The sequence below is a fragment of the Streptomyces sp. NBC_01092 genome, from assembly GCF_045039535.1.
GTDB lineage: Bacteria > Actinomycetota > Actinomycetes > Streptomycetales > Streptomycetaceae > Streptomyces.
Genome location: NZ_CP108659.1, coordinates 6,766,414 through 6,788,764, shown reverse-complemented (window position 1 = coordinate 6,788,764; position 22,351 = coordinate 6,766,414). Strand labels below are relative to the sequence as shown.

17 protein-coding genes are annotated in these 22,351 nt (G+C 69.7%); 10 read left to right on the top strand and 7 right to left on the bottom strand.

All coding sequences use genetic code 11. The annotated features are described in order from the left end of the window. Positions 1-115 precede the first annotated feature (115 nt). The gene (locus OG254_RS31035; RefSeq protein WP_405588168.1) at positions 116-952 is read right to left on the bottom strand and encodes a hypothetical protein; all 837 of its coding nucleotides are present in this window, start codon (positions 950-952) and stop codon (positions 116-118) included. A gap of 126 nt (positions 953-1,078) precedes the next feature. Between OG254_RS31035 and OG254_RS31030 the strand changes: the two genes are divergently transcribed. From OG254_RS31030 to OG254_RS31005, 6 genes are all read left to right on the top strand, one after another. Then, complete coding sequence (locus OG254_RS31030; RefSeq protein WP_405588165.1) at positions 1,079-2,290, top strand: pyridoxal phosphate-dependent aminotransferase; 1,212 nt, start codon at positions 1,079-1,081, stop codon at positions 2,288-2,290. Positions 2,291-2,391: 101 nt separating this feature from the next. Beyond that, entirely contained in the window at positions 2,392-2,805 is a 414-nt protein-coding gene (locus OG254_RS31025; protein ID WP_405588163.1) for a hypothetical protein, read from the top strand. 263 nt (positions 2,806-3,068) lie between these two features. Next, a complete protein-coding gene (locus OG254_RS31020; protein WP_405588161.1) occupies positions 3,069-4,133 on the top strand; it encodes a hypothetical protein in 1,065 nt (354 codons plus the stop codon). A 15-nt stretch (positions 4,134-4,148) separates the two neighbouring features. After that, a complete protein-coding gene (locus tag OG254_RS31015) occupies positions 4,149-5,318 on the top strand; it encodes a toxic anion resistance protein (RefSeq protein WP_405588159.1) in 1,170 nt (389 codons plus the stop codon). Beyond that, positions 5,315-6,853: a substrate-binding and vWA domain-containing protein gene (locus OG254_RS31010; RefSeq protein ID WP_405588157.1), complete on the top strand. Its 1,539-nt coding sequence runs from the start codon at positions 5,315-5,317 to the stop codon at positions 6,851-6,853. The genes OG254_RS31015 and OG254_RS31010 overlap by 4 nt, the downstream gene beginning before the upstream one ends. A gap of 19 nt (positions 6,854-6,872) precedes the next feature. Then, entirely contained in the window at positions 6,873-7,478 is a 606-nt protein-coding gene (locus tag OG254_RS31005; protein ID WP_405595283.1) for a hypothetical protein, read from the top strand. On the opposite strand, the gene OG254_RS31000 is transcribed toward OG254_RS31005, so the two are convergent. Together OG254_RS31000 and OG254_RS30995 are read right to left on the bottom strand one after the other, a co-directional pair. Then, a complete protein-coding gene (locus tag OG254_RS31000; protein ID WP_405588155.1) occupies positions 7,468-9,201 on the bottom strand; it encodes an Ig-like domain repeat protein in 1,734 nt (577 codons plus the stop codon). The two genes, OG254_RS31005 and OG254_RS31000, sit on opposite strands and share 11 nt — an antisense overlap. A gap of 327 nt (positions 9,202-9,528) precedes the next feature. Continuing rightward, positions 9,529-11,352, bottom strand: a complete 1,824-nt coding sequence (locus OG254_RS30995; protein WP_405588153.1) for a phosphoenolpyruvate carboxykinase (GTP) — start codon at positions 11,350-11,352, stop codon at positions 9,529-9,531. A 342-nt stretch (positions 11,353-11,694) separates the two neighbouring features. On the opposite strand from OG254_RS30995, the gene OG254_RS30990 reads away from it, so the two are divergent. From OG254_RS30990 to OG254_RS30975, 4 genes are all read left to right on the top strand, one after another. Further along, complete coding sequence (locus OG254_RS30990; RefSeq protein ID WP_405588151.1) at positions 11,695-12,441, top strand: hemolysin III family protein; 747 nt, start codon at positions 11,695-11,697, stop codon at positions 12,439-12,441. A gap of 113 nt (positions 12,442-12,554) precedes the next feature. Beyond that, a complete protein-coding gene (locus OG254_RS30985; protein WP_405588149.1) occupies positions 12,555-14,126 on the top strand; it encodes an MFS transporter in 1,572 nt (523 codons plus the stop codon). Continuing rightward, complete coding sequence (locus OG254_RS30980; RefSeq protein WP_405588146.1) at positions 14,123-14,761, top strand: TetR/AcrR family transcriptional regulator; 639 nt, start codon at positions 14,123-14,125, stop codon at positions 14,759-14,761. Before OG254_RS30985 ends, OG254_RS30980 begins: the two co-directional genes overlap by 4 nt. 33 nt (positions 14,762-14,794) lie before the next feature. Then, a complete protein-coding gene (locus OG254_RS30975) occupies positions 14,795-15,523 on the top strand; it encodes a Mut7-C RNAse domain-containing protein (protein WP_405588144.1) in 729 nt (242 codons plus the stop codon). Between the two features lie 240 nt (positions 15,524-15,763). On the opposite strand, the gene OG254_RS30970 is transcribed toward OG254_RS30975, so the two are convergent. From OG254_RS30970 to OG254_RS30955, 4 genes are read right to left on the bottom strand one after another with little or no spacing between them, the layout of a single operon-like run. After that, the gene (locus OG254_RS30970; RefSeq protein ID WP_405588141.1) at positions 15,764-18,163 is read right to left on the bottom strand and encodes a galactose oxidase-like domain-containing protein; all 2,400 of its coding nucleotides are present in this window, start codon (positions 18,161-18,163) and stop codon (positions 15,764-15,766) included. Next, positions 18,160-19,341, bottom strand: a complete 1,182-nt coding sequence (locus tag OG254_RS30965) for a glycosyltransferase (protein ID WP_405588139.1) — start codon at positions 19,339-19,341, stop codon at positions 18,160-18,162. Before OG254_RS30965 ends, OG254_RS30970 begins: the two co-directional genes overlap by 4 nt. After that, the gene (locus OG254_RS30960; RefSeq protein ID WP_405588136.1) at positions 19,338-20,987 is read right to left on the bottom strand and encodes an ArnT family glycosyltransferase; all 1,650 of its coding nucleotides are present in this window, start codon (positions 20,985-20,987) and stop codon (positions 19,338-19,340) included. The genes OG254_RS30965 and OG254_RS30960 overlap by 4 nt, the downstream gene beginning before the upstream one ends. After that, positions 20,984-22,270 carry a glycosyltransferase gene (locus OG254_RS30955; protein ID WP_405588133.1) on the bottom strand — a complete coding sequence of 429 codons (1,287 nt, stop codon included), beginning with the start codon at positions 22,268-22,270 and terminating at the stop codon, positions 20,984-20,986. Before OG254_RS30955 ends, OG254_RS30960 begins: the two co-directional genes overlap by 4 nt. Positions 22,271-22,351 lie beyond the last annotated feature (81 nt).

The following is a 22,351-nucleotide window of genomic DNA, read 5'->3' as shown; positions in this document are numbered from 1 at the left end:
TCAGGCCGTAGGGGTTTCCCTATCACGGGGGTTGCGGGGTGCCGGCCCGTCGGCGCAGGACGTTCACGAGAGGGGGGTGGGATCACCACAGTCGGCGCCGTTTCGGCAGGGCCGGCTACTTGGGACCCTTCGTGTTCCCCTGCCCCCGCCCGGGGTTGCCGCCAGGGCCGCCGCCCGGTTCCGTGGCCGTCGCCGTGGCCGTCGGTGTGGACGGGGCCGTACTCGTGGCGGAGGAGGTGGGTGACGGCCCGTCGCTCTTGCCGCCCTCGCCGGCGCCATCGGACGCGGAGGGACTCGCCGACCGGTCCGGGGCTTCCGTACGCGAGGGGCCGGTGGCGTCGGGCGCGGCGGACGCGGCCGGGCCGCCGCCCGCGGAGGCGGGGTCCCCTGCCGTCGGGTTGGTGCGGTCCGGGTTGCCCTGCGGGCCGGACGACGAGCCGGACAGCCCGAAGGCGGCGATCAGCGCCGCCACCGACACCGCCCCCACCACACCGGCGGTCACCGCGACGCGCCGCGTGAGCCAGACGCGGGGCTGGTGCCGGCCTCGGTGGCTGCGACGGCCGCCGCGTCCCGCGTCATCGCCGTCGCCGTAGTCGTCGTCGTAGTCGTAGCCATCCTCATAGACGTAGTCGTAGCCACCACTGGCACCGGAGGCGCCGTCGACACCGCGGGCACCGCGGGCACCGCGGGCCTCATGGGCACCATCCGCCCCATCGACCACCGGAGGCAGCTCGGTCGTCTCGTCGTACGCGTTCTGCCACCCGTGGGCGGCCGCGGGGTCGACGTACTCCTCGTACACCGGGGGCGGCTCGGTCTGCGGGTGGTACACGTTCGGCGACGCCTCGGGCACGTCGGCCGACTGGATCCCGCCATGGGTGTCGTACGCACCGGGCGCACCGTTTGCGGTATTCGCCCCGTGCGTTCCGTTCTCGTGCTCGGGCGGCTTGGACATGACCGCGCATTGTAGAGACGGGAGGGGCCCGCGGGACAGCTACCGCCGATAACAGCCCAAACCGCCGCGTCTCACGTGTCGGGAAACACGGCCCAAGCGGCGTTACCGGGCCGTAAGCTCCTGGACATGCAGGTGATCCAGTCGACCAAGCTCGCCAACGTCTGTTACGAGATCCGGGGCCCGGTGCTCGAGGAGGCGATGCGGCTCGAGTCGGCGGGGCATCGGATCCTCAAGCTGAACACCGGCAATCCGGCCGCGTTCGGCTTCGAGTGCCCGCCCGAGATCCTGGAGGACATCCTCCGCAACGTGTCGTCGGCCCATGGGTACGGCGACGCGAAGGGCCTGCTGGCCGCACGCAGGGCCGTCGTCATGCACAACCAGACCCTGGGCGTCGAGACCGACGTCGAGCACGTCTTCATCGGCAACGGCGTGTCCGAGCTGATCGTCATGGCGATGCAGGGGCTGCTCGACGACGGGGACGAGGTCCTGGTCCCGGCTCCTGACTATCCGCTGTGGACCGCCGCCGTCTCGCTGTCCGGCGGCACCGCCGTCCACTACCGCTGCGACGAGCAGTCCGACTGGATGCCCGACCTCGCGGACATCGAGCGCAAGGTCACCGACCGCACCAAGGCCCTCGTCATCATCAACCCGAACAACCCGACGGGGGCCGTGTACGACGAGGCCATGCTGCGCGGGCTGACGGACATCGCCCGGCGGCACAACCTCCTCGTCTGCTCCGACGAGATCTACGACAAGATCCTGTACGACGACGCCACGCACACCCCGACCGCCGCCGTCGCCCCCGACCTGCTCACCCTCACCTTCAACGGCATGTCGAAGGCCTATCGGGTCGCCGGGTACCGGGTGGGCTGGATGTCGATCTCCGGCCCGCGCGCCCACGCCGACTCCTACATCGAGGGCCTCACCATCCTCGCGAACATGCGGCTGTGCGCGAACATGCCCGGTCAGCACGGGGTCGTGGCCGCGCTCAGCGGCCGGCAGACCATCAACGACCTGGTGCTGCCGGGCGGGCGGCTGAAGGAGCAGATGGATGTCGCCTACGAGCTGCTGACGCAGATCCCCGGCGTTTCATGCGTACGGCCGAAGGGGGCGCTGTATCTCTTCCCGCGCCTCGACCCCAAGGTGTTCAAGATCAAGGACGACCGCCAGATGGTCCTGGACCTGCTGCGGCGCGAGAAGATCATGGTCGTCCAGGGCTCGGGCTTCAACTGGCCGGAGCCGGATCACTTCCGGGTGGTGACCCTGCCGACGGTCACGGACCTGCGGGACGCGGTGGGGCGGATCGGGCGGTTCCTCGACGGATACGGCCAGCCCTGACGCTCACCCTGTGTGTACGGACGGTCCTGTTTTGTGAACCGCTCAACTTTAGACAGAATCTAAGCTAGGATGGTTTCCTGTCAGCACAGGAGGCCATCCCCATGTACGAACCGATCCGAACCAAGTCGGTCCACAGCACGATGGCCGGCAACCCCACCACCGACTTCCCTCACCGCTCGCGTGAGGAGGAGCTGGACATCCAGCTCGCCGGTCACCTCGCCGCGCTGCTCGCCGTCACGGACGAGCTGCGGGTGACGGCGCCGTCGGAGGACCTGGACGCCGCGGCGGAGCGGCTAGCGGGCGAGGTGGCTCGGCTGCGGGAAGGTCGTAAGCCGGCCCGCGTCGCCTCTTCCGGCGGTCAGCCGAAGGTGGCGGCGCTGCATCGGCGGGCGCACGCTCTTGCCGGGCGGGCGCTGGTTGTCGCCGCGTCGCGGGCCGACACCGCTGCCGCGATTCTCGCCGCCGAGCGGATGGACGCGCACGCTGCTGCGCAGGAGCTGACCGGCGTCGGCTGACACCCCTTGAACGGCCCCGGTCCGCGTGCACCCGCAGCGACGCGCGGACCGGGTGCCACAGCACTGCGTTGGCTTGGGCGACTTACGCCCTCGCCATAAGGGTTGCTGTTGTGTCGCGGCTGCCCGTTCGTTGTGGCTTGTCGCGCAGTTCCCCGCGCCCCTTAGGGCGTTGCAGTCCCCCGTGTTGTAACGGGACCGGCATGACACCCGCCGTTCATCCCCATTGACCGGGAACGTTGGATTCCGGGAGCACTCTCCCCGGCGTGAGACGAATCGCTGGAATCATCCTCGCGGTGGTGCTGATCGGTGGCGTGGTGGTCGCCGTCGTCGCGGGCCGCAGCAATGGGGACAACGGCACGGCAACGAAGACCGTGCAGGCAGTGATCGGGTCGGAGAAGGCCGAGTTCTTCGCCGATCCCGACGTGGTGAAGGCCCTCGCCGCCAAGGGCTACACCATCAAGGCCGAGACCTCCGGGTCCTGGGCCATGGAAGGGCTGGACCTCAAGGGCTACGACCTCGCGTTGCCGTCGAGCCAGGCGCCCGCCCGTGAACTCGCCGCGAAGTACAAGGTGACGGGGACTCTCCCCCGCCCCTTCTACTCGCCCCTCGTCGTGGTGGCGCACAAGAACGCCGCCGAGGTGCTCGCGGCGAACGGGCTCGCCACGCTGGACGAGGCCCACCGCGGGACGCTGAGGATGGCGGCCTATCTGGACGCCGCCCGCGACGACCGCACCTGGCAGCAGCTCAAGGGCGCCAAGAAGTACGGGGAGTTGACGGGCACGCTCTACCTGTCCAGCACCGACCCCGAGACCTCCAACTCCGGCGCCCTCTATCTGGCCGCCGCCTCCTATGTCGAGAACGGCGGCAAGGTCGTCGCCTCCGACGCCGAGGTCGACCGCACCGCACCGCTGCTGCACAAGCTGGTCAGCGTGCAGGGCGCCCAGCAGTCCGGCAGTGACGCCGTGTTCCGGGACTTCGTCAGCGGTGCCGGCAACCCGCTGGTCGTGGTCTACGAGTCCCAGGTCGCCTCGCTGCTGGCTCAGGGACAGCAGCCCGACGACCTGGTCGTCCTCTACCCGGACACCACGGTCAACAGCGACCACACCGTCGTACCGCTGACCGAGAACGGCAAGGCCGTCGCCGAACTGCTCTCCTCGGACCCGAAGTTGCGCGAGCTGGAGGCCCGGCACGGGTTCCGTCCGCAGGGCGAGGCCAGTGAGTTCACCTCGGACACCACCTACCTCAAGCAGGAACTGACCGGCGTCCACCAGGCGGCCGTGCCCACCTCCAAGGTGCTGCACGAGCTGGCTGGGCGGGCGCGCGGATAAGGGGGGCCACCGCACATGAGCACCAACGACGACACCTTCGTCCTCACCCCGCCCGAGCCCGTGGCCGCCGTGCCGCGCGAGAAGGCCGGCGGACTCGTCCCGGTCGACGACGGCGTCCGTACCGAGATGGCCAACAAGGCCTCCGCCTACGTCGACGGGCTCGCGACGCTCGACGCCCGCTCCCCCGAGTTCGCCGGCAAGGTCGGGGAGATCACCGCCCTGGGGGCCGGGGAGATGCGCACCGCTGCCGCGCAGTCCAACCGGATGCTGGAGCGGACCATCCGGAGCCTGCCCGACCAGGGCGGGGACGCCCAGTCGCAGGTCGCGGGCTCGCTGGTCGAGCTGCGGCGGGTGGTGGAGGACCTGGACCCGCGGGATCTGCCCGCCTCCAAGGGGCGCAAGTTCCTCTCCAGGCTGCCCGGCGGCAACAAGCTGCGCGACCACGTCGCCAAGTACGCCTCCGCGCAAGGGACCCTGAACAAGATCGTGGGGTCGCTGCGGGGCGGGCAGGACGAGCTGCGGCGGGACAACGCCGCGCTGCAGACCGAGCGGGTGCGGCTGTGGGAGACCATGGGCAAGCTCCAGGAGTACGTCGTGCTGACTCAGGCTCTGGACACGGCCGTGGAGCGGCACATCACGGAGGTCCCGGACCCGCAGCAGGCCGACAGTCTGCGCGCCGACATCCTCTTCCCGGTCCGGCAGAAGCACCAGGACCTGCTCACCCAGCTCGCGGTGTGCGCGCAGGGATACCTCGCCATGGACGTCGTACGGCGTAACAACGAGGAGCTCATCAAGGGCGTCGACCGGGCCGCGACCACGACCGTGTCGGCGCTGCGCATCTCCGTGATGCTGGCCTCCGCGCTCGACAACCAGAAGAAGGTCATCGAGCAGGTCAACGCCCTGCGCGGGACCACCGAGGACCTCATTCGCGGCAACGCCGAGATGCTCGCCACGCAGAGCGGCGAGATCCAGCGCATCGCCGCCGACCCGGCGGTGGGAGCGGAGACGCTGCGTAACGCCTTCCAGCAGATCTACCGCACCCTCGACACCATCGACAGCTACAAGGTCCAGGCGACCGAAGCCATGGCGGCGACGGTGGAGAACCTGACGGCCGAACTGCAGCACGCGAGCGGCTACCTGGAGCGCAGCCGCTCGCAGGGCGCGCTGGAGGGTGGCCTCGGATGAGAGCACGCATGCTCGCGCCGGCACTCGCCGCCCTGGCGCTTCTGACCGCCTGCACCTCGCAGAAGGCGACCGATGAGCCCGACAACGCCCCGAGACCCGGATCCCTGCGCGTCCTCGCCTCCAGCGAGCTCAGCGACATGGCGCCGGTCCTCGACCGGATAGCCGACGACACCGGCATCGAGGTCCGGCCCACCTACATGGGCACCCTCGACGCCGTGGAACTGCTGGCGAAGGGCAAGGCGGACGGGCAGTACGACGCCCTGTGGCTGTCCTCGAACGACTATCTGCGGCTGCGGCCCGCGGCGGCGAAGAAGGTCGTCTCGGAGACGCCGGTGATGTCCAGCCCGGTCGCCATCGGGGTCAGGTCGACGACGCTGGGCTCGCTGGGCTGGAAGCCGGACGACGTGACCTGGTCGCAGGTCGAACAGGCCGTGCAGGACGGCAAGCTGACCTACGGCATGACCGACCCGGCCCGCTCCAACTCCGGCTTCGCCACCCTCGTCTCCGTCGCCTCGGCCCTGTCCGGCGCCCAGTCCGCGCTGACGGACGCGGACGTCGACAAGGCCGCGCCCCGGCTGAAGGAGTTCTTCAAGGGGCAGAAGCTGACGTCCGGTTCGTCGGGCTGGCTGGCGACGGCGTACAAGCGGCGCGGGAACGTCGACGCGCTGCTCAACTACGAGTCCGTCCTCAAGGGCATCCCGGGCCTGACGGTGATCCGCCCCAAGGACGGCGTCGTCACCGCCGACTACCCGCTCTCCTCGCTGGCGTCGACGAACACCGCGACCCGCGACGACGTCCGCCGCCTCACCGAGGCCCTGCGCACCGAGGACGTCCAGCGGATGATCACCGAGCGCACCCACCGCCGCCCGGTCGTCGCCTCCGTCGAGCCCGCGTCCGGCCTCGACACCGGCCGGCGGCGCGAACTGCCCTTCCCGGGCACCCGTTCCGTCGCCGACGGACTGCTCGACGCGTACGAGAACGAGCTGCGCCGGCCGTCCCGGACGGTCTACGTCCTCGACACCTCGGGCTCGATGGAGGGCGACCGCCTGGAGCAGCTGAAGAAGGCGCTCGCCGACCTCACGGGTGACTTCCGCGAACGTGAGGAGGTCACGCTGATGCCGTTCGGGTCGGATGTGAAGACGGTGGCCACGCATGTCGTGGATCCGGCCGACCCGAAGGCCGGGCTCGCGGGCATCCGCGAGGACACCGACGCGCTCACCGCCGAGGGCGACACCGCGATCTACACCTCGCTGGAGGCGGCGTACCAGCAGCTGGGCTCCGGGCGCGACACCTTCACGTCGATCGTGCTGATGACGGACGGCGAGAACACCGCGGGCGCCGACTCGGCCGGCTTCCACGCCTTCTACGTCGGCCTGGACCGCGAGCGGCGGGCGACGCCCGTCTTCCCCATCCTCTTCGGCGACTCCAGCAAGTCCGAGCTGGAGAACATCGCCGAGCTGACCGGCGGCCGTCTCTTCGACGCCCAGGAGGGCTCGCTGGACGGCGCCTTCGAGGAGATCCGTGGCTACCAATAAGTCGGCCCCGGGCAAGGCGCTGGCATACCTGGAGTCCCGCAAGAACATCGCCGGGAGCGCGTGCGGGCTGCTCGGCCTGGTGCTGACCTTCACGGGGGTGGCGGGACCGTACTGGCCCGTCGTCGTGGCCGGCCTCTACGGCGCGGGCGCGCTGATCGCCCCGCCGGAGCGGCCCGCACTGCCCGACTTCCCGGATCCGTCGGCCCAGCTGGACGAGCTGCGGGGCGACTTCGAGAAGCTGCGCGGCTATCTGACGGACGTCGAGCTGTCGGTCACGGCGGCCACCCGGCTGCGGGAACTGACCGAGCTGCTGACCGCGTTGCTCGACCGGGGCTGGGTCGCCGAGCTGCTCGCCCACGATCCGGAGGGCGTGCACGTGCTCTCCCGGATCGTGCGGCGCGATCTGCCCGAGGCCGTCGACAGCTTCGTACGGACGCGGTGGTGGACGCGGATGTCGCCGGGCACCGAGTCGCCCGAGCTGCATCTGGAACGCCAGCTCGGGCTGTTGAAGAAGGACGCCGAGAAGCTGGCGGCGGGCCTGCGCGAGGTGGAGGCCCGCCGCCAGGAGTCCCACACCCGATATCTGGAGGACCGGGGCGGGACCGCGGACGGATTTACCGCCTGACGTACACCGTCGCCGAGGCGGACGACGCGCTGTGCAGGTCGTCGCCCGGCCAGCTGACCGTGTAGTCCGCGTCGCCCCGGGTGCGTGGCAGGTCGTTGATCGTGAACGTGCCGTCGGCGGCGACCGTCACCGACGACAGCGTGCCGGTGCCGAGCCGGTCCTTGCGGGTGACCTTGAGGACCGCGCGGTCGGGCAGCGACTTGCCCTGTGCGGTGAACGTGCCGGTGATCTCGACGCCCGTGCTCAGGGAGCCCTCCTCGGGCGCGGTGAGCGCGATCGAGGTGGGTGCCTTGCCGACGGACACCGTGGTGGTGATGTCCTCGGCGGGGCGGTGGGTCAGGTCGCCGAGGTAGGAGACCGTGTAGGTGGCGTCGCCGACGAGGTCGGGCTCGTCGAGGACGGTGAAGGTGCCGTCGTCCTTGACGGTGAAGGTGCCGAGCTCATGGGTGCCGCTCGCGTCGGTGCGGGTCGACTTGACCTTCAGGGGCTCGGCGGGCGCCGGGCCGTCCTGCTCCAGCTTGCCGCGTACGGCGAGCGGTTCGCCGGCGGCGGCCTGGGCGGGGCTGTGGGTGAGGCCGCCGGTGAAGCGGGCGTCGTACTGGACGGCCGGGGGCTGGATGATGTGCAGCCAGTACTGGTTGCCGGCCGCGTTGGTGGTGACCGCGAACAGCCGGGAGCCGTCCGCCGCCCACTCCAGGCCGCGCGCCGCGACCCGGTCTCCGTCGAGGCTGCCCTCGAAGGCGAACTCCAGCGGGGCCGTCGCGTCGGCCGGGTCTGCGGGCTGCACCAGCAGGTCGGGCGTGGAGCCGGTGGCCGAGGCGCCGCGCGCGATGTACTTGCCGTCGCCGCCGAAGGCGACCGCGCTCGCCGAGGCTCCGCCGGGCAGGGCCTGGTAGCCGTCGGCCGCGTCGGACAGGTCGCTGGTGTTCAGCAGCCGCGTCCCGGCGCTCGCGTCGGCCACGGCGACCTTGCTGCCGTCGGCGGACAGCGCCATGTCCTTGAGGTCCAGGGCGCCCTTGCCGTCGGCGTCGGCGAATCGACGGGCGGCGTTGCGGACGAGGGTGTCACCGCCGGCGTCGTACACCGTCAGGAACGGGTTGGTCGCCGCGGAGTTGAGCGGCTGGCCCATCAGCATGCGGTCGCCGGGGCCCGCCTCCAGCTGGAGCTTGCCGTGGTCCTGCCAGTTGGTGCGCGCGGAGGTGTTGGTGGCCGGCGCGTAGGAGTCCAGGTAGGTCAGCGTCGAGTCGCACTGCGCGGTGTAGTACGAGTACGGCGTCGTGTAGTACACCTGCCCGCCCGAGAAGGCGAGGCTGCGGCCGCAGGTGTCGGTGGAGACGTACAGGCCGTTGGAGGTGTAGGTGCTGGTGTCGTAGCGCCAGATCACCTCGCGGCCGCCGACGTAGAGCGTGGAGCCGTCGGCGTTCAGTGCGAGGCCGGAGATGTGCTGGGTGGTCGGGATCGTGGTGATCCGCTCGCCCTGGAAGTTGTAGACGGCGATCTGACCGGGGTTGTTGTAGCTGCCCATGTTGCTGTCGGCGACGTAGACCCGCTGGTGCGCGGAGTCCACCGCGAGTGCGGAGTACGAGGTGATCGGCAGCTTGGCCACCGCCTCGGAGGCCGCCGCGTGGGCCGCGGGTGCGGCGGCGACGGTCAGGCCGGTCCCGGCGAGTGCGGCGGCGAGCAGTGTGGCCGCGAGACGTCTGGGACGGTGTGCTGTATTCAACTGTGCCCCCCACAGGCTGAATTGAGCGCCCACTGGGATCAGTGACGCTCCTGTGAGGCATATGAAACAGCCGTGAAGATCGCGCGTTCAAGGCGGCACGACCGCAAAAAGGGCCCGATGCACTCGATACAGGCGAGGGCCTGTCGTCGCGTTGTTCCTCCCGTCGGGGCGGACGGGAGGGTGCGACGACAGGCCCAGAGCCCCGTACGCCGTTGTACGGAACCTCGCCGGACTGTGGTGTCCGTGGTGCTGTCACCGCGGCCGGCCGTGACGATTTGCTGGTCAGGGCACGATCGGAGCCGGCCGCGGCGCTTTGGGGGGCTGTGCTCAGCCCAGGCGCTGCACCAGCGCGTTGTACTCGTCCCACAGCTCCTTCGGCGTGTGGTCGCCGAAGGTGTTGAGGTGGTCGGGGACGAGCGCGGCCTCCTCGCGCCAGATCTCCTTGTCGACGGTGAGGAGGAAGTCGAGGTCGGACTCGGCCAGTTCGAGGCCGTTGGTGTCCAGCGCGCCCTTGGCCGGCAGGACGCCGATCGGGGTCTCGACACCCTCGGCCTTGCCGTCGAGGCGCTCGACGATCCACTTCAGCACGCGGCTGTTCTCGCCGAAGCCGGGCCAGACGAACTTGCCCTCGTCGTTCTTGCGGAACCAGTTGACGTAGTAGATCTTCGGCAGCTTGGACTGGTCCTTGTCCTTGGCCACGTCGACCCAGTGGGCCATGTAGTCGCCCATGTTGTAGCCGCAGAAGGGCAGCATCGCGAACGGGTCGCGGCGCAACTCGCCGACCTTGCCCTCGGCGGCGGCGGTCTTCTCGCTGGCCACGTTGGCGCCGAGGAACACGCCGTGGTTCCAGTCGAAGGACTCGGTGACCAGGGGGACGGCCGTCGCACGGCGGCCGCCGAACAGGATCGCCGAGATCGGCACGCCCTTGGGGTCCTCCCACTCGGGCGCGATGATCGGGCACTGCGAGGCGGGGACGGTGAAGCGGGCGTTGGGGTGGGCGGCCGGGGCGTCCGAGGACGGCGTCCAGTCGTTGCCCTTCCAGTCCGTCAGGTGGGCCGGAGTCTCCTCCGTCATGCCCTCCCACCAGATGTCGTTGTCGTCGGTGAGGGCGACGTTGGTGAAGACCGAGTTGCCCCACAGCGTCTTCATCGCGTTGGCGTTGGTGTGCTCACCGGTACCGGGCGCGACGCCGAAGAAGCCGGCCTCGGGGTTGATGGCGTACAGCCGACCGTCCTCGCCGAAGCGCATCCAGGCGATGTCGTCGCCGATCGTCTCGACCGTCCAGCCGGAGATCGTGGGCTCCAGCATGGCGAGGTTGGTCTTGCCGCAGGCGCTCGGGAAGGCCGCGGCGACGTACTTCGACTCGCCCTGCGGCGGCGTCAGCTTCAGGATCAGCATGTGCTCGGCCAGCCAGCCCTCGTCGCGGGCCATCACGGACGCGATGCGCAGGGCGTAGCACTTCTTGCCGAGCAGCGCGTTGCCGCCGTAGCCGGAGCCGTAGGACCAGATCTCGCGGCTCTCCGGGAAGTGGGAGATGTACTTGGTGCTGTTGCACGGCCAGGGCACGTCCTGCTCGCCCGCCTCCAGCGGCGCTCCGAGCGTGTGCACGGCACGCACGAAGAAGCCGTCGTCGCCGAGCTCGTCCAGGACGGCCTGGCCCATGCGGGTCATCGTGCGCATGGACACGGCGACGTAGGCCGAGTCGGTGATCTCGACGCCGATCGCGGAGAGCTTCGAGCCGAGCGGGCCCATGCAGAACGGCACGACGTACATCGTCCGGCCGCGCATCGAGCCACGGAAGACGCCCTTCTCACCGGAGAAGACCTCCCGCATCTCGGCGGGGTCCATCCAGTGGTTCGTCGGGCCCGCGTCCTGTTCCTTCTCGGAGCAGATGAAGGTCCGGTCCTCGACGCGCGCGACGTCGCTCGGGTCGGAGGCCGCGTAGTACGAGTTGGGGCGCTTGATCGGGTCGAGCTTCTTGAAGGTGCCCTTCGCGACGAGTTCCTCGCTCAGACGCTCGTACTCGGCCTCGGATCCGTCACACCAGACCACGCTGTCCGGCTGGGTCAGTTCTGCGATCTCGTTCACCCACGAGACCAGTTCGCGGTGGTTGGTGGGTACGACGGGGGGAGCCGCGATGTCGCGCGCCACGGTTGCTCCTAAATGAGGGATTTTGTCCTGAATATGCCCTTGTGTGCCCCGTGGGGGCCACGACCCGAATGCTTCGCGGGCCGATCGGCTGTTCCGATCTTCCGCGCTCATCCGGTGCCGACCGCACTCATTTGATCATCCGACGCGTCTGCCCATATGTCCAGAGGGCGTCACAGGTGAGCGGCGTGAGCATCGCCACTCATCCAGATGTTTTCGATGCGTCACCACGGCTTCACCCCGGGTGCGCCCATTCCGGGTACCCCGTGAGACGATGGCCACTTACGTGCGCCCATCTGGCCGCCCTGACGCGTAACTTACGGTTCCGTAGGTACGATGCCCCCCATGACTGCGCCCGTCCCCGACGCGCCATCGGACACGCCGGCCGCCGGCCGCGATTCCGGCGCGCCCTCGTTGCCGCACCAGATCGCGCACCACGCCCAGCACCTCACGGACGAGATCAAGCCCAGACTCCGGGGCTGGCTGCATCTGGGCATGTTTCCGGCCGTGCTGGTCGCGGGCCTGGTGCTCACCGCCCTCGCGGACTCACCCCGGGGGCGTGTCGCCTGCGGGATCTACGCCCTCACCGCCTGCCTGCTGTTCGGCGTGAGCGCGCTGTACCACCGGGGCAACTGGAGCCCGCGCATGGACGGCATCCTGCGCCGGCTGGATCACGCCAACATCTTCCTGATCATCGCGGGCACGTACACGCCGCTGACGATGCTGCTGCTCCCGGGAGCCAAGGGCCAGTTGCTGCTGTGGGGCATCTGGGCCGCGGCCGCGGCCGGGATCGTCTTCCGGGTGTTCTGGGTCGGCGCCCCGCGCTGGCTCTACACCCCCTGCTACATCGCGATGGGCTGGGCGGCCGTCTTCTTCCTGCCGGACTTCATGCGCTCCGGCGGCATCGCGGTACTGGTCCTGGTGATCGTCGGCGGTCTCCTCTACAGCGCGGGCGGCGTGATCTACGGCATCAAGCGCCCGAACCCGTCACCCCGCTGGTTCGGCTTCCACGAGGTGTTCCACTCCTTCACCCTCGCCGCGTTCGTCGTGCACTACGTCGGGATCTCACTGGTCGCGTACCAGCACGGATAAGCGCTCCAGCACAGCAAGGGCCACGGCTTCCGAGCCGTGGCCCTTTTTCGTACCTCCACGAGATTGACAGTACCGATTGACAGTACCCATCTTTTGAGAGTTACTCTCATTTCATGGAAACTGTCACTCCAGATCCTCGCCGTTGGTGGGCCCTGGCCGCGCTGGTCGCCAGCATGCTGACCCTCGGCTTCGACATGACGATCCTCAACGTGGCGCTGCCGACGATGGCCGCCGACCTCGGCGCCACCACCGGCCAGCAGCAGTGGATGGCGGACGCGTACGTCGTCGTCTTCGCGGCGCTGATGCTCCCCGCGGGCCTGCTCGGCGACCGCTTCGGGCGACGGCGGATGCTGATCGTCGGGCTCGGGATCTTTCTCGCCGGGTCGCTGGTCGGCGCACTGGCCGGCGACGTGAACGCGGTGATCGCCGCGCGTGCCGTGATGGGCGTCGGAGCGGCCCTGGTCACCCCGCTCGCGCTCTCCGTACTGCCCTCGCTCTTCGGCCCGGACGAGCGCACCAAGGCCGTCGGCATCATCTCCGCCGCCTCGGCGCTCGGCCTGCCGCTCGGCCCGATCACCGGCGGCTGGCTGCTGAACCACTTCTGGTGGGGCTCGGTCTTCCTGGTCAACGTCCCGATGGCCGGCATAGGCATCGCCGCCTGCGTCTTCCTGCTCCCGGAGACGAAGGACCCCGCCTCCCCGAAGGTCGACATCGTCTCCACCGCGCTCACCGCGACCGGCCTCGGCGCTCTGATCTACGCGATCATCGAGGCGCCCACCCGCGGCTGGGCGACCTTCCCCCACAGTCTTAAAGACGTGGGGGCACCCCCAGTCCTGGCCATGCTCGGGGCCTCGGTCGTCCTCATCGCCGCGCTGGTGCTGCGCGAACGCCGGGTCGAGCGGCCCATGCTCGACATGAAGCTGCTCGCCCACCGCGGCTTCCTCTTCAACACCGTCGCCGCGACCATGGTGATGTTCGTCCTGACCGGCCTGCTGTTCGTCCTGCCGCCGTACCTCCAGGCGGTCCTCGGCCACGACGCCCTCGGCACCGGTATCCGGCTGCTGCCGATGATGGGCGGCATCCTGGTCGCCTCGCGGACGGCCCCGCCGGTCGTCACCCGGTTCGGCGCGCGGGCCACGGTGAGCGCGGGCCTGGTCGTGCTGGCCTTCGCCGCGTTCCTCGGCAGCCGTACGACCGTCGACTCCGGCTACGGCTTCACCGCGCTGTGGCTCTCCCTCACCGGTCTCGGCTTCGGCTTCTCGCTCATGCCGGCCATGAGCAACGCCCTGGGCACGCTGCCCCGCGACCGTGCCGGCAGCGGCTCCGGGCTGCTGATGACCATGCGTCAGGTCGGCGGTGCGATCGGTATCGCGCTGCTCGGTAGCCTGCTCTCCGGTGTCTTCCGGGACCGGCTCGATGTCACCGGCCTGCCCGCGCAGGCCGCCGACACCGCCGGGGAGTCCGTGGTCGCGGCGCACATCGTCGCCGAGCGGGCCGGTTCCGCCGAGCTCGCGGCCTCCGCGAACAGCGCCTACGTCCACGGCATGGGCGTCGCCCTGCTGGTGTGCGGCATCGCGGCGCTCGCCGCCGCGCTGCTGGCCGCCGCGTTCCTGCCGGGCACGCCCGATGCGGAGCAGCCGGGGACCCCGGACATGGCTGCGGAACGGGCCGATGCCCGACAATGAGCCCCATGACCCCCGCACGCCGCTCTCCCCTGACCGACCGTCCCCAGCTGGGGCTTCGTGAACGGAAGAAGATCAAGACCCGGACGGCGATCCGCGACGCGACGTACGCACTGATCAAGGAGCAGGGCTACGACGCGACCACGATCGAGCAGATCGCCGAGCGCGCCGAGGTGTCGCCGTCCACGGTCTTCCGGTACTTCCCGACCAAGGAGGACATCGTCCTCACGGACGAGTACGACCCGATCCTGCTGGACGAGCTGCGCAAGCGGCCGGCGGACGAGCCGTGGATGGAGTCCCTGCGGTACGTCATGCGGCTGGCCATCACGGCCGTGACCCAGGAGGAACCCGAGGCCATCAAGCTGCGCTCGCATCTGCTGGTCCAGGTCCCCGCGGTGCGCTCCCGGATGCTGGAGAGCATGTCGGTCACCGGCCGCATGCTCTCCGAGGCCGTCGCCGAGCGCACCGGCCTGGACCGGGACAGCTTCGAGGCGCGGGTCTTCACGATGTCCCTCATCGGCGGCCTCTCGGAGATCTCCCTGTACTGGGCCGAGCACGACTTCCGGGACGACCTGGGCGACCTCCTCGACCGTGCCCTGGACGTCATCGAGCACGGCCTGCACACGAAAAAGACCTGAGGCGCGAGCGCCGGGCCGTGCCATCCTGGCCGGGTGAACGGTCCCGCGATCCACGTCGAGTTCGCCCCCGAGCTACGCCTGTTCCTCCCCAACGGACGGCGCGAGGCGGGCGCCGCCCAGGTCACCACCGACGGTGTCTCGACCCTCGGCCATGTCGTCGAGTCCCTCGGCGTCCCGCTGACCGAGGTCGGCACCCTTGTCGCCGACGGCCACGAGGTGCCGGTGTCGCACATCCCGACGGCGGGCGCGTCCGTAACCGTACGGCCCGTGGCACGCCCCCAGCGGGTGCCCGGCGCTCCCCTGCGCTTCCTGCTCGACGTCCACCTCGGCACCCTCGCCCGCCGGATGCGCCTGCTCGGCGTGGACACGGCGTACGAGTCGACGGACATCGGCGACCCGGCGCTCGCGACACGCTCCGCCACGGAGAAGCGGGTCATGCTGAGCCGGGACCGGGGGCTGCTGCGGCGGCGCGAGCTGTGGGCCGGCGGCTATGTCTACAGCACCCGCCCCGAGGACCAACTCCGCGACATCCTCGACCGGTTCCGCCCCGAGCTGCGTCCCTGGACCCGCTGCACCGCCTGCAACGGCCTGCTCAAGGAGGCCACGAAGGAAGAGGTGGCGGACCAGCTTCAGGGCGGGACGCAGCGGTCGTACGACGTCTTCGCGCAGTGCACCGACTGCAAGCGCGCGTACTGGAAGGGCGCGCACCACGAGCAGCTGGTGGCCATCGTGGAGCGCGCCCTCGCGGATTACGGGAACTAGGCCCTGTCGTTTGGATCATCCCGGCGTCGCGGGCCCTGGCACGCACTCCCCCAAGCTCTTCGAGCAGGGGGGACCCCCAGCCGCGTTGTCGTCACTCGCCGACGTCCCCCAGCCTTCGGCCGGGAGGTGCCCCCACCGCGTCGACTTCCTCCTCCGCCTTGCAGCTGCACGCACCAGACCCCGCTCGGGTCGGCTGCAAGGTACTGCACCTCACAGCCGGCCTGATCCAAACGACAGGGCCTAGCGCCGGGTCACATCACCCTTCCCGCAGGCGACCCCGTCCCTGTTCGTGTCCAGCCGCAGCGGGTCGTCCCTGCCGTTGACCTTCAGACGGCCGTAGTCGTTCTTCTTCAGCCAGTCGCAGCGGGACTTCGTCGTCGGCTTCACCGTCGGCGGGAAGTCCGTCGGGACGCACACGTTGGCGGAGCCGTAGTGCCGGTCGCAGCCGGAGACGGTCGGGCTGACCTTCTGTGACGTGCGCTTCTTGCCGGGGCCCGTGACCTTGCCCTTGAGGTCGTCCGCGAAGTCGTGGACGTGCGCGGAGGAGTCCGTGGCGCTCAGGGCCGAAGGGCCTTGCAGATGGACCCACTTGGCAACCGACGGCACGCCATTGGCATCCACCGCGAAGAGCATGTACCAGCCGGGCGGGGCCAGGTTGGGGTTGCTCGTCACGTTCAGGTCGACGTTGTTGCCGTCGACGGACAGCGGAAGATCCACGAACCGCTGGTTGGGATCCGACGAGTGCGTCACCGCCGCCGGGCGGATCAGCTCGGCCTTGGCGATCGGCCGGTCGACGGTGATCCGCTGCGTGTCGCCGTACGTCCACTCGGAGTCGATGACCGAGGTGATCGTCGGGCGCTCGCCCTTGAGGAGATAGGGCGGGGTGTAGATCGACACGTCGTGGTTCCAGGAGCCGTTGCCCGGGTTGTCGCCGGTCGCCATCACGCGGCCGTCGGGCAGCAGGAACGCCGAGGAGTGGTAGCCGCGCTCCTCCGGGTCCGCCGCCACCGGGTCGAAGGTGTTGGTCGCCGGGTCGTAGAGCGACGACTCGTACACCGGGTCGGCCCGGTTGTGCAGCGCGCCGCCGGTCTCCAGGACCTTGCCGTCGGGCAGGAGTACGGCGGAGACGTACATCTTGCCCTGGCTGCCGGTCTGCGGGACCTTGCCGCCTCCGAGGTCGACGGTGCCCTGCGGGAGCGGCGGTCCTGCGACGTAGGAGGGGCTCGGCTGCTTGAGGTCGATGAGGTCGGTGAGGCGGTTCGCGTCCGGGTTGGAGTCGATGTTGCCGCCGCCGATGGTGAGGACCTTCTGGTCCTGGGCCGGGGGCAGCAGCACGCTCGCGGACTGGTCGCGCTCGTCCTTGTTCTGCAGACCCGGGATCTGGGTGACCGTGTTGGCGTCGTAGTCGTAGACCGCCGAACCGGTGCCCGGGATGTTGTTGCCGAAGACATGGCTGCCGGAGTAGAAGAGGCGGCCGTCCTGCATCAGGATCATCGACGGGTACAGGCCCCAGTACGACCAGGTCTGGTTGACCTTCCACAGCTCCAGCCACTTCTGCTCGGCGTCCGACCACAGCTCGGCGGTCACCGAACCGGTCGAGTCCTCCTTCAGACCGCCGAAGGAGATCACGTCACCGTTGCCGAGGACGGTGGCCGACGGGTACCAGTGGCCGTCGTTCATGTCGTTGGTCTTGCTGTACGTCTCGGTGACCGGGTCGAAGATGTACGAGTCCTTGTACCCCTCGTAGCCGTGCCCGCCCGGCACCGGATACGCCTTGTTGCCGCTCATCACGAGCACCCGCCCGTCGTCGAGCTGGACGTGCCCGGCGCAGAACATGTCCTTGGGCGTGGGGATCTGCTGGTACGTGCCGTTCTCGGGGTCGTAGACCGCGCTGGTGAACGTGCCCGCCTCGAACATCTCCTCGCTGTTGCCGGAGCCGGCGATCAGCAGCACCTTGCCGTTGTTGAGGACGACGGAGTGCATGGAGCGGACCGGGTTCTCGGTGGGCAGCACGTCCCAGCGGCCGTTCGCGCACTCCTCGGCGGTGCCCGTGCACACCGGGTCGGGGACGGGCTCGGCGACCTGGTCCATCGTGTAGTCGTCGGTGGTGACCGAGCCGGTGCCGTAGACGGAGACGCCCCAGGCGATCCGGTCGGTGCCTGCGGGGACCTCGGGCGTGCGGACCGTCGCCTCGGTCCAACTGCCCGCCATCTCCAGCGTCTTGAGGTCGGTCCAGTACTGCCAGCCCGCCGTGGCGTCGTGCCGGAACAGGGTGACCGAGGTGTCGGGGGTGGTCGACCTGTACCAGAGCCCCAGGTCGTACTGCTTGCCCGGCGTGACGACCGGCGCGCACTCGGCGGACTCGGTGATGAGCGCCTTGCGGTCGCCGTCGACGCGGCGGGTGAGCGACACCTTCATCGCCTTGGAGCCGCTGTGGGCATCCGCCGTCGTCTCGAAGGTGAAGTCGTTGTCGCCCCAGCCGGACTTCTTCCAGCAGTAGGGCATGTCGTCGGTGCCGGCGGTCTCGAAGCCGGGGTTCTTGATGAGGTTGGCGGCGGAGGCGGACTGGGGCGAGGTGAGGAGGAGACCTCCGGTGAGGCCCAACACGGCCAGCAAGGCCGTTCTTGGTCTCGATCTCATGCAGTACTCCTTGCTGTGCGGCTCCTGCGCGGCAGATAGACCAGCGCTTCGGTACCGACGAAGCGCAGGACGAAGGTGATGACCAGGGCCAGCGCGGTGGCGGGCAGCACGGCCAGCCCGAACTGGCCGACGAGCAGCGCGATCAGCGGGATGCGCAGCACCAGGTCGGCGTTGGCGAGCAGCGCGAACCGTACGGTCCGGTCGGCCCAGTGGCGGTGCTGCCGCCGGTCGCGGAACAGCAGCTTCTCGATGAGCAGGAAGTTCCAGGCCACGCCGAACTGGTTGGCGACGATCTCGGCGGGCAGGTAGTGCAGCCCCGCCTCGGTCATCGCCCACAGCGCGCCCAGGTTCGGCACGAACCCGGTGAGCCCGATCAGCCCGAACACCACCATCCGGGACAGCGGGTCGGCCGTCCGCAGCCCGGCGAGGTGCCGAAGGAAGCGCCGCCCCTCGGCCGCCGTGGACTTGGACTCCCCCGCGAACCGCTCCTGGAACACGAACGGCACCTCGGTGACCGCGCGCGGGCGGCTCCGCACCGCCAGCTCCAGCAGGATCTTGTAGCCGAGCGGCTTCAGGGCCTGAGCGGTGATGTCGCTGCGCCGGATCGCGAAGAAGCCGCTCATCGGGTCGCTGATGCCGTGCAGCCGGCGCGGGAAGAGGGACTTGGTCAGCCAGGTCGCCGCCCGCGACACGGCCACCCGGTAGCTGCCCGCGAGCCCGGCCCGGCTGCCGCCCTTGATGTACCGGGAGGCGACGACGAGTCCGGCGTTCGCGCGCTCGCCGGTCGCCACCAACTCCGGTACCAGGGACGGCGGATGCTGGCAGTCGCCGTCCATGACGACGATCCAGTCCGAGCCGGCCGCCTTCATGCCCTCGACGACCGCGCCGCCGAGCCCGCCGACGGGTTCGTCCCGGTGGATGACGGTGACCGGGAACGGGCAGTCCTGGGCCGCCTCCCTGATGACCTGCGGGGTGTCGTCGGTGGAGTCGTCCACGAAGACGACCTCGCAGGGCAGCCGGGACGGCACCGACTCGGTGATCTGGTGCAGCAACTGCCGTACGTTCGCCGACTCGTTGAAAGTCGGCACGACGATGGTGACGGCGCCCGGCTCGGCCACCTCGGCGGCCTGCACCGCCGGATCGCCGAGCTCCTCGGGGGCGGTGTACTCGTGAGTCATCGAACGCCTCCGGAGGCTGTCTGGATCTGGCGGATCTCGATGCGGTCCTCGCCGCTGCCGAAGACGGCGACCGGCTTCGAGTGCTCGATGGCCGCCTTGACGCCCGGCAGATCGACCGCGTCCCGCCGCACCGTCGGCGAGGCGACCACGTAGTCGAGGTCCTTCCAGCCGCGCGGCATCGTCTTCGTCACGGCCGGGTCGAGGTCGGCCTTGTAGAACCAGATGACGCCGAGCCCCGGCTTGTACCCGGCGTGCACCAGGTCCAGCCACAGCGCGTCGTCGACGAGGACGCGGGTGTCCTCCGGGTCCGCCACCTCGGTGGACAGCCACTTCGAGGCCGCCTGGTAGGGCGCGTTGGCGTCGGCGGTGACGGCGGTGCGGTCGCCGTCGTACCAGCGCGGTACGACATAGGCGCCGGCGGCGATCGCGAGCACGGCCGCGAGGGCGTACCGCCCGCCGGTCAGGTACCGGTGCTCGGCCTCGGAGTGCCATCGCCGCAGTACGGCGTGGGCGACGGAAGCCGTGCCTCCGGCGAGGACCAGGGCGAGGAACGGCAGCGCCTGGATGACGTACATCGCGGGCAGATAGCCGCCCGGGCGCATGGCCACCAGGGCGAGGATCACCACCGCGAACGACGGTCCGGCCAGCGCGCGGGCGGTGACCGACCAGCGCCAGGTGACCAGGAGCAGCAGACCGCCCGCGAGGCCGCCGACGATGAGGACACGGTCGTAGTAGAGCCACGACTGGAGCACGCCCCAGGAGCCGGAGCCCTGGTCGAGGATGAAGCCCGAACCGGGTCTGGTCATCTGGTACTTGATGCCGTCCCACAGCGAGACGTGCCCGCTGCCCGGCATCAGCTCGCCCTTCAGCAGGGCGAACAGGGGGTAGGAAAGGCCGATCAGGACGCAGGCGGTGACGGCGCCGGTCAGGGCGAACTTGCGGGTGTCGCGGTGGCTGTGCCGCCACATGGTGATCAGGACCGCGGGGAGGACGAAGAGCATCGTCTCCTTGGTCAGCACGGCCGTGGCCGCCGCGATGCCGGCGCCGAAGTGGTGCCAGAGGTGACGGCTCGGGGAGGCGGCGAGGGCGAACGCGAGCAGCGTCCACATCACCGCGAGGTTGTCGAGGAAGATCTCCCGCTGGAGCACGACCGACAGGGGCGAGAGCCCGAACAGGACCATGCCGAGCCCGGCCGCCCAGCGCGGCAGTGACAGCCGCCGCCCGATCACATAGACGAGGACCGCGCTGGCGGCGCTGACGACCAGCATCGCGGCGCGCATGGAGCCGACGGTCATCGACTCGGGGCTGAGCGCGGCCGGTATCCAGGTCAGCAGGGCGAGCTGGATCCAGCCGAGCGGCGGGTGGTCGTACCAGTACGTGTAGTGGGCGAGGCCCCGGCCCTCCTGGACGGCCCAGGCCTGGGCGAGGTAGGTGCCCTCGTCGTCGCTGAGGGTCGGGTAGTCGGCGATGTTCCAGCCCTGCACGACCAGGATCGCGACGAGGAGTACACCGCACAGGATCAGTTCGGGCCGGGAGGAGCGGAGGCGGAGCGGCGGGGTCGTTCGACCCGTCGAACGCTCAACAGGGGCAGGCTGCCGCTGCGCGGGGACCTTCGGAGTGGTCACCGCGGGAAGGGTGGAGGTCACGCAGGGACGTCCTCTCGGAGGTCGCGGGTCACTTCGGCATCGGTGACGTCGGGGAGATGCGCGCCGACGTGCGTGGTCAACTCCCAGTCGTTCCGGCCGCGCTGCTCACGCCATACGGCGCGCACGGCGGCCCCGGCGAGGAGGACCTGGTAGAAGGGGCCGCCCACGACGAGCTTCAGGTAGTGGACGAAGCGGACGCGCAGCCCGTACTGCTTGCCGAAGTCGTGCAGTCCGACGATCTCGAAGACGAAGGTGACGAGCGCGGTGACGGCCGGCAGGAAGGTGATGAAGGCGACGGTCACGGACACGTCGAGGAAGACCGCGATCGCGATGTTGAGCGGGATGATGAGCCCGGTGAAGGCCTGCATGAACGGCGTCATGAGGGTGTACCGGGCGAGCAACCGCTGCCCGAAGGTGGGCAGTTGCTTCCAGTCCTTCTTCCGGTAGACCTGGAGGAAGCCCTGGTTCCAGCGGGTGCGCTGCTTCAGCAGCGACATCAGGCTGCCCGGCGTCTCCTCCTTGGTCACCATGTCGGAGTCGTAGGCGACGACGACCTTCTTGCCGACGCTGGACAGCCGCACGCCCAAGTCGCAGTCCTCGGCGAGGCAGTTGGGGTCCCAGCCGTCGGCTTCCCGCAGCACGTCGGTGCGTACGAAGACGGTGTTGCCGCCGAGCGGGATGAACCCCTTCTGCGCGTGCAGGTGCAGCCGGGAGCGGAACCAGAAGAAGTACTCCAGGCAGTTGCGCAGGCTGTACCAGCTGGAGTGGAAGTTGATGAGCTGGACGCCGCCCTGGACCACGTCCGCTTTCGTCGTCCGGAACGCGTGGTCGACGTGGGCGAGGAGCTCCGGATGGACCTGGTCCTCGGCGTCGAAGACCCCGACGACGTCGCCGCGGCAGTGCGGCAGCGCCGTGTTCATGGCCTTCGGCTTGTTCTTCTTCTCGTGGGTGTCGACGACGACACGGACGCGCGGATCACGCGCCGCGGCCTTCTCGGCCACCGCCGTGGTCTCCGGGTCGTCGTGCCCGACGATGACGATGATCTCGAAGTCGGTGTGTGTGGACTCCAGCAGCCGCTGGATGGTGTGGTCCAGCACGGCTTGTTCGTGCCGGGCCGGAAGCAGCAGCGAGAACGACACATGCTCGTCACCGTCCGGTCTGCTGAACCGGGTGGAGGCCAGCACCTCGGGCGTACGCCACGCGTGCATCTGCCACCACAGGGTGAAAGCGGCCATCCAGAACAAGGCCAGCGAGACGACAGCTATGAAGACAGACGTCAGCAACAGATCCCCCCAGATCCCCAATGCCCCCTGCCGCGACAGCGAGTCACATCTGTCGCGGAACTGTGTAGACATTAAGGGGGA

Bases quoted from the DNA above. Each gene is read 5' to 3' on its own strand.
- OG254_RS30965 (WP_405588139.1), bottom strand. From the start codon at position 19,341: ATGACTCACGAGTACACCGCCCCCGAGGAGCTCGGCGATCCGGCGGTG.
- OG254_RS31010 (WP_405588157.1), top strand. From the start codon at position 5,315: ATGAGAGCACGCATGCTCGCGCCGGCACTCGCCGCCCTGGCGCTTCTG.
- OG254_RS30970 (WP_405588141.1), bottom strand. From the start codon at position 18,163: ATGAGATCGAGACCAAGAACGGCCTTGCTGGCCGTGTTGGGCCTCACC.
- OG254_RS30980 (WP_405588146.1), top strand. From the start codon at position 14,123: ATGAGCCCCATGACCCCCGCACGCCGCTCTCCCCTGACCGACCGTCCC.
- OG254_RS31025 (WP_405588163.1), top strand. From the start codon at position 2,392: ATGTACGAACCGATCCGAACCAAGTCGGTCCACAGCACGATGGCCGGC.
- OG254_RS30985 (WP_405588149.1), top strand. From the start codon at position 12,555: ATGGAAACTGTCACTCCAGATCCTCGCCGTTGGTGGGCCCTGGCCGCG.
- OG254_RS31030 (WP_405588165.1), top strand. From the start codon at position 1,079: ATGCAGGTGATCCAGTCGACCAAGCTCGCCAACGTCTGTTACGAGATC.
- OG254_RS30990 (WP_405588151.1), top strand. From the start codon at position 11,695: ATGACTGCGCCCGTCCCCGACGCGCCATCGGACACGCCGGCCGCCGGC.
- OG254_RS31015 (WP_405588159.1), top strand. From the start codon at position 4,149: ATGAGCACCAACGACGACACCTTCGTCCTCACCCCGCCCGAGCCCGTG.
- OG254_RS31035 (WP_405588168.1), bottom strand. From the start codon at position 952: ATGTCCAAGCCGCCCGAGCACGAGAACGGAACGCACGGGGCGAATACC.